The organism is Sanguibacter sp. Z41_6, assembly GCF_059621145.1.
This window is the reverse complement of record NZ_JCAQIF010000001.1, coordinates 870,423-882,672: the sequence shown is the minus strand read 5'-3', so window position 1 is coordinate 882,672 and position 12,250 is coordinate 870,423. Positions and strand designations below refer to the sequence as shown.

Here is a 12,250-nt window from a genome sequence, read left to right as displayed (position 1 = left end):
CGCCGCTGCTCGCGTGGCGCCCGGCCCGGTCGGTCTGCGCAGTCGCTACCCTGTGGGGCATGACAACCTCGGACCCCTACGGGTCGGCGCCGCAGAGCGCCCAGCAGTCGTCCCCCTACGGGTTCTCGAAGGCCCCGTCGGAGGGAGCCTCGTCCTCCTCAGGCTACCCGTCTGCACCCGCCGGATATGCGGACGCTCCCGGCGGGTATCCCGCTGCGCCGTCGGCCGTCGGCGGGCAGGTCGTCCACGGACAGAACGGACCCTCGGGGAAGACGCGTTCTCCCATCGCGGTGTTCCTCCTGGCGATCGTCACCTTCGGCATCTACGCCTACGTGTGGCACTACAAGGTCAACGAGGAGCTGCGCGCCTTCCACCCGTCGATCCAGGTCAACCCCGTGAACATGATCCTCCTGTGCATCTTCGTGCCCTTCGGCTTCATCGTCTCGGTGTACCGCACGGGGGAGCGTGTGGCGCAGGCGCAGCGGCTCGCAGGGCTTCCGGGGGCGACGTCCCCGGCCATCGGCACCCTGCTGGCGATCGTCATCCTGGGGCACCTCTTCTACTACCAGGACGGCCTCAACAGCATCTGGCAGTTCCGCCAGGCCTGAGCTGCTCCGCACCGTAGGACACCGCCGGGCGCCTTTCGAGGAGGCGCCCGGCGGTCATGTGTCTGGTTCGGTGAGGCGGCTGTCTCGGTGAGGCGGCTGTCTCGGTCGGGCGGCTGGCTCGGTGAGGCGGCTGTCGGTCAGGCCGCACGTACCGTCAGTGTGCTGGATCCGTCCGGGAGCCGGCGCACGGAGATTCCGTCGGCGATGCTCTGCTTGAGCCCTTCGACGTGCGAGACGACCCCGACGACCCGTCCACCGTCGCGCAGGGCGCCGAGCACCCGCAGGACGGAGTCGAGGGTCTCGGGGTCGAGAGATCCGAACCCCTCGTCGATGAACAGGGTGCCGAGGTCGACGCCACCGGCCTCCGCGGTGACGACGTCGGCCATGCCGAGCGCGAGGCACAGGGACACGTAGAAGGTCTCACCCCCGGAGAGCGACTGGGTGAGGCGCGTGGAGCCCGTGTGGTGGTCGACGACGCGCAGCGCGAGACCGATCTTGCGTCCGCCGCCTGACTCCTTCTCGTCGCTGCGCTCGAGCTCGTACCGACCGTCGGACATGATCGCGATGCGCTCGTTCGCGGCAGCGACGACGTCCTCGAAGCGCTGCATGAGGACGTAGGTCTGCAGCGTGAGCCGGTTGGGGTTGTCCGGCGAGGTGGCGTTGGCGAGCGACGCCATCCGCAGCACGGGGTCGGCACGGCCGGCAGTGCTGTCGAGGGCTGCTACGGCGTCGGCGATGGCCGTGGCGCACCGCTCTGCGGCGGCCGCGCGGTCCTCCGCCCGGGTGGCTTCGCGGGCTCGCTCGCGGGCAACGTCCTCCGCGGTCCGCGCTCGCTCGCGGGCGCCGTCGAGGTCGACCTCGACGTGCTCGGGCAGCGCGACGATGCGGTCCTCGAGGAGCCCCGAGCGGACCCGCTCGGTGCACGCGTGGAAGTCCCTGACCTCCGCCTCGTGGGACGCCATCGTCGCGTCGTCGAGCGCGGCCGCCCGGACGTCGTCGATCGAGTCGAATCCCTGCTCGCGCATGACCGACTCTCGCTCAGAACGGCGCTGCTCGAGGCCGAGGGCCGCCGTCCCGGCGCGGGCCCGTGCACCCAGGACGTCGTCGATGACCTGGACCTGTGCGGTGAGTGTGTCCACCACGTCGGTCAACGTCCTCGCGGACGGCCCGTCACGCCCGTCGGCGCGTGCGCCGTGGCCGTCGGCCCGCTCGGGGTCCGGGCGCCCGCCGTGGGTGCCCCGGTCGGTCTCGAGGGCGTCCTGGACCTCGGCGACGTCGGCAGCGAGGCTGGCGCCGTCGTGCTCGACGCGGGCCGTGGTGCGCGCGACGGTCTCGGACAGCTCGTGGTGCTGGGTCCGCAGTGCCTCGGTCCTGGCGTCGAACGCGCGCAACAGGTCGCTCGCGGCCGCGAGCTCCCGGACGGCCCGCTCGGACTCCGCGACGTCGGCGAGCGCCGCGTCGAGGGACGCAGCGGCCCCTTCCGGGTCCGTGCCCGCGGTGAGCCGCCGCTGCGCCGTCAGTCGTTCCTCGAGCCCGGCGACGCGACGGTTCGCCGTGTCGAGCACGCCCTCTGCCTCGCTCCGGGCGGCCTCCGCGTCCGCGAGCATCTCCGGTGTCACGTGGTCGTCGGTGAGGGCCGCGGGCGCCGGGTGCTCGCACCCCCCGCACACGGGGCAGGGATCGCCCGGCGCGAGCCGGGCCGCGAGCTCGCCGGCGATGTCGGTGATCCGCGCGGTGCGCAGCTCTCGCTCCCGGTCCACCGCGTCCCGCGCCGCCTCGGCGGCCGCACGACGGTCGGCCTGTGCGGCGGCGACCTCCTCGGTGCACACGGCGAGTGCGTCCAGCGCGTCGAGCGCCTCGCGGGCGCGGGTGACGGCCTCGGTGCGAGCGGGGAGCAGCTCGGCGGTCGCGCGTACGGACTCGTGTGCACGTTCGTGCTCGGCGCGCAGCGCAGGTCGGCCCTCGAGCTCCCGGGTGAGCGCCGTGTGCTCGTCCCGGAGCGCGGCCAGGGTTGCCTCGCGGACCGCGAGGGCGTCCTGCCGTCCGGGCAGCCCCTGCTCGAGGCGGACGAGCCTGTCGAGCGACGCGGCGCGCCGGAAGGCGTCGTCGCGCTCGGCCAGCAGGTCGCTCGCCGCCTCGTCACCCTCGGGCGACGCGGACAGGGTGTCCGCCGGGAGGCCCGCAGCGACGAGCGCACGCTCGAACGTCCGGAACGCCTGCTCTGCTGCGCGCTCGGCCGCCTCCTCGCCGGCGAGCAGCGGCCGGACGACGGCTGCTCGTCGCGCGGCGTCGAGTGCGCGGGCCTGGCGCTCGACGACGGGCTCACGCCCGGCGAGGTCCGCGGCCTCGAGGCGGAGCCGGGCACGACACTCCACCGACTCGTGCAGCGCGCGAGCCTCGTCGAGGGCGGTCCGCGCGCGCTCGTGCGCGGACGCGCCATCCTCGGCGGCCCGCGACGCGGCGGCGGACGCGGCGCTCAACGCTGCAGCCTGCTCGGCGGCCAGCTTCGCGGTGTCCTCGAGGCGCGCCTCTCGCAGGACCACGGCGTCGTCGTCCGGGAGGCCGGCCGCCGCGAGGAACGACTCGAGGGCACTCGTGACGCGTGCCCGCGCCGTCGTCACCTCGCCCTGGACCTCGCTGCGCATCGCCGCGAGCTCCGTCTGCGCCTTCTCGTAGATCTCCGTGCCGAACACCTTCTGCAGCAGGCCCCGGCGGTCCTCGGGCTTGGCCCGCAGGAACCCGGCGAACTCACCCTGGGGCAGGACGATCGTCTGGACGAACTGCGCGCGGTCGAGGCCGACGATGCGCTGCAGCTGCAGACCCGCCTCATCGAGGCGGTTCGCCAGGAGGTCACCGACCACGCCGGGGTCGCCCAGGTCGACGCCCGGTCCGAGGAACCCGCCCGGCAGGCGCCACACCTTCACGGTTGCCTGCTGCTTGGTGGTGCCGGCGCCCCGCTTCTTCGGGCGCAGCCGCTCGGGGGTGCGCAGGACGCGGTAGGCCCCGCTGCTCGTCTCGAACGTGAGGTCGACGAACGAGTCGACGTCGTCGGGTGCGTGGGCGGAGCGCAGGCGGTCGTCGCTCGCGGTCGCTGATGCGACCTTGCCGTACAACGCGAAGACGACCGCGTCGATGAGGGTCGACTTCCCGGCGCCCGTGGGCCCTTCGAGCAGGAAGATGCCCGATGCCGCGAGCGCTCCGAAGTCGACGACGTGCCGTCCGGCGAAGGGCCCGATGGCCTGGAGGGTCAGTGCGTGCAGGTGCATGGGACGCTCCCGGTCGGTCGGTGCATGGTCAGGCGCTCCGCTCGGCGGCGTTCGCCCGCTCGAAAGCGGTGCGCAGGACGGCGAGCTCCGCGTCGGCGGGCGCCAGCCCGGTGACGTGCTCGACGAAGTCCTCCGCGACGGCGACCGGGTCGCTCGCGGTGGTGACGGACACGGTGAGGGACTCGCGCGCCGCCGTCGCCGGGGGCCGGTGCTGCATGACGAGCGCGTGGGGGAAGCGCTCCTTGAGGCGCGCGACCATCTCCCGGGGGCGGGTGGGATCCGTGACGATGACCCGTACCCAGTCCTCGGTGTGGCGCTCCCCCGCCGCACCGAGCAGGTCGTCGAGCGTGCCGGTCACCTCGCTGAGCCGGCGCGGCACGGGGGCAGCGACCACCTGCGGGCCGACGCTCACCCCGTCCGCCCCGATCTCGAGCAGGACGCTCGACTTGGCGTGGTGCATCTCCGAGAACGAGTAGGCGAGCGGTGAGCCCGAGTACCGCCCGACGGTGCTCCCGGGGAAGGTCACCCGCTGCGGTCCGTGCAGGTGCCCCAGAGCGACGTAGTCCACCCCTTCGAACACCCCGCCGGGGACGGAGTCGACCCCGCCGACCCGGATGTCCCGCTCCGACTCCGACGCGGCCCCGCCGACGACGAAGGCGTGGGCCATGACGACGGACCGCACCCGCTCCGCGGCTGCTGCCGACCGTGCGGCGAGGTCCGCACGCACGCGCCGCATCGCGGCGGCCATGACCGCCTCGTGCGAGCGGGCGGGACGCTCCGCCCCCTCGTCCTGCAGGGCCGTCCGCGCGACGTCCGGGTCGAGGTACGGCAGGGCGTAGACCATGACGGACCCGCCGGACGGGTCGGGCAGCTCGACCGGCACCCCGACGTCCGCGATCCGGGTGCGCAGGTGGATGCCCGGACGCAGGAGGTCCTCGCCGAACCCCAACCGGATCGCCGAGTCGTGGTTGCCTGGCGTGACGACGACCCGGGCGCGCTCGGAGATTCGCGCGAGGGCCTGCGAGAGGAGGTTCACGGCCTCGACGGGCGGGATCGCACGGTCGTAGACGTCACCCGACACGACGACCGCGTCCACGGCCTCGGCTCGCACGACATCGACGAGGTGGTCGACGTACGCCGCCTGGTGGTCGAGGAGGTCCACGCCGTGCAGGGTCCGGCCCAGGTGCCAGTCCGAGGTGTGCAAGATCCGCATGGCGTGACCGTATCGGCAGGGACCGACACCCGAGCTCCGGGACGCGCCCCGGCGACCGTCAGGAGCCGGAGGTCACCGGGGAGCCGGGTGCCGCAACCCCGGAGGGCTCGCTGCGCCGCACGACGAACTGGCCGGCGATGCCGAGCATGTCGAGCAGCTCGAGCAGTCCCTCCGTCGGGTCGAGCAGCGTGAGGTCGAAGCCGCTCTCGGTGCACACCCGATGGACCTGGACGAGGAACGCGAGGCCCGACGAGTCGATGAAGGTCACGGCGCCGACATCGAGCACGACGGGGCGGTCGTGCTCCATGAGGGACACCATCGCCTCGCTCGCCTGGTCGCGCAGCGCGGCGTCCACCTCTCCCCAGAGGGTCACGCGAGCAGTGCCGTCGGGCAACGCGACGCAGGTGATCCCGTTCGCATCTTTGCGATCGTGACGAGTGGAACTCATGTGATGTCTACCTGTCTTCGTCCTGGTCACGGCAGCCCCCTCCACCGATCGTCTTCAGCGCGGCCGCGTCGTGCGCAGAACTTCACGACGACGATAGTTGCACGGCGCCCACTTTTCCATAGGGGCAGCCCGGCTGGTCCGCAAACCCGCACGTATGCACAGCCTCACCGACCGAACGGGGCACAGCGGGCGAAATACAGGGTGAAGGTCCGGTGGATCTCAGCGACTTCTCAGACGCGCGTTGCACAATCGTTACATGACGTCGAAGAGGACTCACCGAGCGGCCGCGGGCCTCCTTGCCCTCACCATGCCCCTCGCTCACGGGGCAGCAGCCGCTGCCGCCGATCTCGATACCGGGCGGGTCGGCGGGGGGACATCGATGTCCAGTCTTGCGAGTGGGAGCGCTGCCATAGCCCGGGACATCTCACTGGTCAACGCCCACGTCCTCGTCCTGCCGACCGCCCTGCGCACCGAGGTCGACTCCGCCATCGGGTCCGCTCGCGCTGCAGCGTCGAACGCGGCCGAGGCCGTGCGGGCACTGTCGGAGGACGACGAGGACCGCCGGTGGCGGGCGGGCCTCGCACTCGAGGACGCCCGCACCGCCCTGAGCGCCGCGGGTGCCGAGCTGCGGTTCGTGCTCCACCGCATCGAGGGCATCGATGCGGGCGTCACCCTCGCGCTGCGTGCGCTCGAGTACGACGTCGCGGCCCTCGCCGCCCACACCGGAGGGGTGACGCGCGCGTGATGAGGGGCCACACTGAGCCCATGTCACCTCTCCGTAGCCACCGGTCACAGCTCGGCTCGCGCACGTCCCGGCGCCACGGGCGTGTGCTGGCCGTCGTCGTCGGGGCGACCGTCGGCCTCGCCGCGTGCTCGGACCTGCCGGACCTCCCCGAGATCACGATCTCGACCGACCAGCTCTCCCAGCTCGCGACCGAGGCCCGCGAGGCCGCCAGCGCTGTCACCGCGGACGCGAGCTCGCTCCGCGAGAAGCTCGGCGATCTCCCCGACACGGTCCGGGACTCCGCGACGGAGGCCACAGCCGCTGCGGACGACGCCGCTGCCCTCGCGGCCAGCGCCCTGGAGTCGGCACGCGAGGCAGGTGCGAGCTCCACGCAGGAGCTCGCCGACGCGCGCACCGCCCTCGAGGACGCGACGACGAAGCTCGAAGAGCTCGAGGGCTCTGTGAGTGACAACCCCGAGGTGGCGAGCGCCATCGAGACGCTCGAGGCTCAGCTCGTCGAGCTCGAGGAGAAGGTGGCGGGGGCCACGTCCTGACAGGCGGGTCGCACGGGTGCGGCGCTGATACCGTTGTGGCAGACCACACCTCGGAGGATCACTCATGCGTCACGTCTTCGCGTTCTTCATGATCGCCCTGTTCATCGCCGGGATCTTCGTCATGAGCATCGCCGAGACGGCGGACGGGTACGAGGGCGTCGTCTTCGTCGGCGGGCTCCTCATGTCGACCCTCGCGTTCCTCATCCCGATCGAGCGCGCCGCGGACTGACGTCCGGCGCACACAGGACCTTGTGAGCACTGCCGAGCAGAACAGACGCGGCCGCGGCCGGCGCGGACGTGGCCGAGGACCGGGCACCACGAGCACCGCACCGCGTGCCCCGAAGGTGGACCGCGCCCGGCTCGACCGGCTCGCTGCGGCACGAGCGGCCGTCGTCGTGCCGCCGATCACGTTCCCGGAGCAGCTGCCCGTCTCGGCGCGGCGGGACGACATCGCCGCTGCCATCCGCGACAACCAGGTCGTCATCCTCGCCGGAGAGACCGGGTCCGGGAAGACCACCCAGCTGCCCAAGATCGTCCTCGAGCTCGGTCGTGGCCGGGCCGGGCAGATCGGCCACACCCAACCGCGGCGGATCGCGGCACGCACGGTCGCCGAGCGGATCGCGGAGGAGATCGGCTCTCCCCTGGGGCAGATCGTCGGCTACCAGGTGCGGTTCACGGACACCTCCTCGGAGAACACCCTCGTCAAGGTGATGACCGACGGGATCCTCCTCGCCCAGATCCAACGGGACCCACAGCTCCTCGCCTACGACACGCTCATCATCGACGAGGCCCACGAGCGTTCCCTCAACATCGACTTCATCCTCGGGTACCTCACGCAGCTGCTGCCGCAGCGCCCGGACCTCAAGGTGATCATCACCTCGGCGACGATCGACTCCGAGCGGTTCGCGCGGCACTTCGCGCCGGGCGGGCCGCAGAACCTCGTCGCGTCGCCGGACCCGGCGCCCTCGCGCGACGATCCCGGGTCCGGCGACGCGACCCGCCCCGAGACGACCGGCACCACCCCGACCGCACCGTCGGCAGCACCTGTGGCGGACGCACCGGCAGACACTCCGACGGCGCCGGTCATCGAGGTCTCCGGCCGGACGTTCCCGGTCGAGGTCCGCTACCGACCCCTGACGCCGCAGGACGCGGACGCGAAGAAGGGGACCGAGCGGGACCTCATGACGGGGATCTGCGACGCCGTCGACGAGCTGTGCGCCGAGGGTCCGGGGGACATCCTCGTGTTCCTCTCCGGTGAGCGCGAGATCCTTGACGCCGCGGACGCCCTCACGGGACGCTTCGGCACGCGCGTGAGCGACCCGCGCGCGCCGGACCACATCGAGATCCTGCCGTTGTACGCGCGCCTCTCAGCGGCTGAGCAGCACCGGGTGTTCCAGTCGCACCCCGGGCGCCGGGTCGTCCTGTCGACGAACGTCGCGGAGACCTCGCTCACGGTGCCGGGGATCCGGTACGTCGTCGACCCCGGGACGGCCCGGATCTCGCGGTACTCGAAGGCCACGAAGGTCCAGCGCCTGCCGATCGAGCCGGTGTCCCAGGCGTCCGCGAACCAGCGGTCGGGGCGTTGCGGCCGCGTCGCGGACGGCATCGCGATCCGCCTGTACTCGCAGGACGACTTCGAGGCGCGCGCACCGTTCACCGAGCCGGAGATCCTGCGCACGTCCCTCGCGTCGGTGCTCCTGCAGATGATCAGCGTCGGCGTGGTGCGCACTCCCGACGACGTGGCGCGGTTCCCGTTCGTCGAGCCCCCGGACACCCGCGCGATCCGCGACGGCGTGCAGCTCCTCACGGAGCTCGGCGCCCTCGAGACCCGTGCCCCGCAGAAGCCGGCGCGAGGCGCCGCCCCCGCGCGTGAGGCGCTCGGCGCGGGCGGCGGGACCCGCCTGACCGACGTCGGCCGGGCGCTGGCACAGCTGCCGATGGATCCGCGGTTGGCACGCATGATCGTCGAGGGTGGCCGCCGCGGCGCGGCCCGCGAGGTGATGATCGTCGCCGCCGCCATGTCGATCCAGGACCCGCGTGAGAGGCCCGCCGAGCAGCGCCCGCAGGCCGACCAGGCGCACGCCCGCTTCGCGGACCACACGTCCGACTTCTTGTCCTACCTCAACCTCTGGGAGTACGTGCGCGCCCAGCAGCGCGAGCTGTCGTCCTCGGCGTTCCGGCGCATGTGCCGCGCGGAGTACCTCAACTATCTGCGCATCCGCGAGTGGCAGGACGTCGTCACGCAGCTCAAGGAGATGTCGAAGCAGCTGGGGATCGTCATGAACACCCCGGGTCACCGGGCGTCGTCCGGTGAGGAGGCGGACCTGCGGCTCACCTGGGACGCGGACACCATCCACCAGTCGTTGCTCGCGGGGCTGCTCTCCCAGATCGGGATGCAGGAGGCGACGGAGGTCAAGGCCTCGGCCGTCAAGGGCCGTGCGGGTGCCGCGGCAGACAAGCGGGCGAAGCGGTTCGCCCGCAACGATTACCTCGGCGCCCGCGGTGCGCGCTTCGCGATCTTCCCCGGGTCGGCCCTGGCGAAGAAGCCGCCGGTGTGGGTCATGGCGGGCGAGCTCGTCGAGACCTCCCGTCTGTGGGGCCGCGACTGCGCGCGCATCCAGCCGGAGTGGGCGGAGGAGCTCGCCCCGCACCTCGTCAAGCGGACGTACTCCGAGCCCCACTGGTCGTCCAAGCAGGGCGCGGCGCAGGCCCGCGAGAAGGTGCTGCTCTACGGCGTGCCGATCGTCGCCGACCGCACGGTGCTGTACGCGAAGGTCGACCCGGAGGGTGCGCGCGAGCTGTTCATCCGGCACGCCCTCGTGCAGGGCGAGTGGACGACGCACCACGAGTTCTTCCACGAGAACCGGCGCCTGCTCGAGGAGGCCGCGGACCTCGAGGCGCGCTCTCGTCGCCGCGGGCTCGTCGTCGACGACGACGCGCTCTACGCGTTCTACGACGACCGCATCCCGGACGACGTCGTCTCCGCCCGGCACTTCGACCAGTGGTGGAAGGGTGCGCGACGCCGGGACCCGGACCTGCTGTCCTTCACGCGCGAGCTGCTCCTCCCGGGCGGCGACGACGCCGTGTCCACCGAGGACTTCCCCGAACGGTGGGTCCAAGGGGACCTCACGCTCCCGCTCACCTACCAGTTCCAGCCCGGCACCGACGCCGACGGCGTGACGGTCCACATCCCTGTCTCCGTGCTCAACCGCGTGGTGCCCGACGGCTTCGACTGGATGGTCCCCGGCCTCCTGGCGGAGCTCACGACCGCGACGATCCGGGCGTTGCCGAAGCCGGTCCGGGTCCAGCTCGTGCCCGCACCGGACGTCGCCCGCGACGTCGTCGCGTGGCTCCGCGAGAACACGCCCCAGTGGACGGACATCACCCGCGCCGGCGACATGGCGGAGTCGTTCCGCGGCGCGTTCACGCGGGCGGTGCGGGAGCTGCGTGACGTCGAGATCCCGGCCGACGCGTGGGACGACGAGCGGCTGCCCGCGCACCTGCGCATGACGTTCCGGGTCATCGACGAGCGTGGCCCCGCCGGGGACCCGCGGGGCGCCGTCGTGCTCGACGAGAGCAAGGACCTCGTCGCCCTCCAGAGGCGGCTGGCCGCCCAGACGCAGGCCGCGGTGCGCTCAGCGGTCAAGAGCGCGGTCGGCACCGCGCTGCGCGAGGCGCAGGCCGCCGCCGGGCGTCCTGCCCAGAGCAGGGGCGCGGGTGCTGCCTCTGCCGCAGCCGCGGCGCACGAGGACGCACCGCACGCTCCGGCCGGTTCTGCCGCGGGCGTCGTCGCCTCCCCGGGTGTCGCACCTGCCCGCGCTCCGCTCGCCGAGGTCCCCCGGCTCACCACCTGGCCCGCAGACCTGCCCGACGGCGTGCTCCCCGCGCAGGTGGACACGCCGGGCCCGGGCGGGATGGTCGTGCGCGGCTACCCCGCGCTCGTCGAGGAAGGGTCCTCTGTCGCGCTCCGGGTGCTGGCCGACGCCGCCCGTCAGCGCGGTGAGCACGAGCGCGGCGTGTGGCGCCTGCTGCTCACCCAGAGCGCCTTGCAGCCCTCGCGCATCACGTCACGGTGGTCCGGGACGCAGTCGCTCACGCTCGCCGCGAGCCCGTACCCGAACACCGGTGCGCTCGTCGCGGACCTCCAGCTCGCGGCGGTGCACGCGCTCGTGCCCGACGCCGCCTCGATCGGCGACCAGGTGGCGTACGACGCGGCCCGGACCTTGCTCAGGGGACGCCTCGAGGACGAGGTGCACACCGTCGTCGGGCACGTCGTGGCGGTGCTCTCCGCGGCGCGCACGCTCGACGGCGAGATCCGGCGCTCGACGAGCCTCGCCCTGCTCACCACGCTCACCGACCTGCGCGACCACGTCGCTGGTCTCGTCTATGACGGCTTCGTCGCGCGCACTCCCGCCGACCGGCTCCCGCACCTCACCCGGTACGTGCGCGCCGCGTCGTACCGGCTCGAGAAGGCCGCGGCCAACCCCAACCGCGACGCGGAGCTCGCCTGGCGGGTGCGCGACGTCGAGGACGCCTACGCCCGGGCGCGCGCCGCCTACGCCGCCGGCCCGCCGGACCCGGCGCGCGCCGCGGAGCTGGCCGAGGTGCGGTGGATGCTGGAGGAGTTCCGGGTGTCGCTGTTCGCCCAGCAGCTCGGGACCGACGGCCCCATCAGCGAGAAGCGCATCCGCAAGGTGCTCGGAGAGCGCTGATGCGCACGGACCGGGTGCCCGTGCGCCGGGTGGAGGAGTCGACCACCGACCCGATGCCCCGGGGCGCCTGGCCCGCGACGCTGCCCGCGGTCGCGCACCTGCTCGACCACGGGCTCGACCTCGGCGCCGTGACCGTGCTCGTCGGCGAGAACGGCGCCGGGAAGTCGACGCTCGTCGAGGCCGTCGCGGACGCGTTCGGGTTGTCTCCGGAGGGTGGGTCGACGGGCGCCCGGCACTCCACGCGCCCCAGCGAGTCGGACCTCGGTGACCACCTCACCCTGGTGCGCAGCCCGGGCGGCGCCCGGCGCGGGTACTTCCTGCGGGCCGAGACGATGCACAGCTTCTTCACGTACCTCGAGGAGAACCCGGGCGTGCGGAACACGCCGTTCCACGAGATGTCGCACGGGGAGTCGTTCCTCGAGCTCGCGATCGACAGGTTCCGGGGCCCCGGGCTCTGGGTGCTCGACGAGCCGGAGTCCGCGCTGTCCTTCTCCGGCTGCCTGTCGCTGCTGAGCATCCTCAAGGGTCTCGTGGCCGACGGCGGCTCGCAGGTGATCCTGTCCACGCACTCCCCGCTCCTCGCCGCGATGCCCGGTGCGACCGTCTACGAGGTCGGCGAGTGGGGCCTGCGGAGCTGCGCGTGGGCGGACCTCGGCCTCGTCACCGGGTGGAGGACGTTCCTCGACGCCCCGGAGCGGTTCCTCCGCCACCTATGACACGATCTG

At 72.9% G+C, this 12,250-nt stretch carries 9 protein-coding genes; 6 read left to right on the top strand and 3 right to left on the bottom strand.

All coding sequences use genetic code 11. The annotated features are described in order from the left end of the window. The first annotated feature begins 59 nt into the window (after nt 1-59). Entirely contained in the window at nt 60-608 is a 549-nt protein-coding gene (locus AC54T1_RS04155) for a DUF4234 domain-containing protein (RefSeq protein WP_496911147.1), read from the top strand. A 137-nt stretch (nt 609-745) separates the two neighbouring features. On the opposite strand, the gene AC54T1_RS04150 is transcribed toward AC54T1_RS04155, so the two are convergent. Genes AC54T1_RS04150 through AC54T1_RS04140 form a run of 3 tightly spaced genes read right to left on the bottom strand, consistent with a single transcriptional unit; the run spans nt 746 to nt 5,535 of the window. Further along, the gene (locus AC54T1_RS04150) at nt 746-3,874 is read right to left on the bottom strand and encodes an AAA family ATPase (protein WP_496911146.1); all 3,129 of its coding nucleotides are present in this window, start codon (nt 3,872-3,874) and stop codon (nt 746-748) included. 28 nt (nt 3,875-3,902) lie between these two features. Then, a complete protein-coding gene (locus AC54T1_RS04145) occupies nt 3,903-5,087 on the bottom strand; it encodes an exonuclease SbcCD subunit D (protein ID WP_496911145.1) in 1,185 nt (394 codons plus the stop codon). Between the two features lie 58 nt (nt 5,088-5,145). Continuing rightward, nucleotides 5,146-5,535 (bottom strand): STAS domain-containing protein, encoded by a 390-nt coding sequence (locus AC54T1_RS04140; RefSeq protein WP_496911144.1) that lies wholly within the window; start codon nt 5,533-5,535, stop codon nt 5,146-5,148. 256 nt (nt 5,536-5,791) lie between these two features. Here AC54T1_RS04140 and AC54T1_RS04135 point away from each other — a divergent pair, with 256 nt between their 5' ends. The 5 genes from AC54T1_RS04135 (at nt 5,792) to AC54T1_RS04115 (ending at nt 12,241) form a co-directional block, all read left to right on the top strand. Next, nucleotides 5,792-6,280, top strand: coding sequence for a hypothetical protein (locus AC54T1_RS04135; RefSeq protein WP_484344065.1), 489 nt, complete (start codon nt 5,792-5,794; stop codon nt 6,278-6,280). A 20-nt stretch (nt 6,281-6,300) separates the two neighbouring features. Next, nucleotides 6,301-6,813 (top strand): hypothetical protein, encoded by a 513-nt coding sequence (locus tag AC54T1_RS04130; protein ID WP_496911143.1) that lies wholly within the window; start codon nt 6,301-6,303, stop codon nt 6,811-6,813. Between the two features lie 64 nt (nt 6,814-6,877). Then, nucleotides 6,878-7,042, top strand: a complete 165-nt coding sequence (locus AC54T1_RS04125; protein ID WP_484344063.1) for a hypothetical protein — start codon at nt 6,878-6,880, stop codon at nt 7,040-7,042. A gap of 22 nt (nt 7,043-7,064) precedes the next feature. Beyond that, nucleotides 7,065-11,525 (top strand): ATP-dependent RNA helicase HrpA, encoded by a 4,461-nt coding sequence (gene hrpA / locus AC54T1_RS04120; RefSeq protein WP_496911142.1) that lies wholly within the window; start codon nt 7,065-7,067, stop codon nt 11,523-11,525. Beyond that, nucleotides 11,525-12,241 carry an AAA family ATPase gene (locus AC54T1_RS04115; protein WP_496911141.1) on the top strand — a complete coding sequence of 239 codons (717 nt, stop codon included), beginning with the start codon at nt 11,525-11,527 and terminating at the stop codon, nt 12,239-12,241. The genes hrpA and AC54T1_RS04115 overlap by 1 nt, the downstream gene beginning before the upstream one ends. Nucleotides 12,242-12,250: the final 9 nt, after the last annotated feature.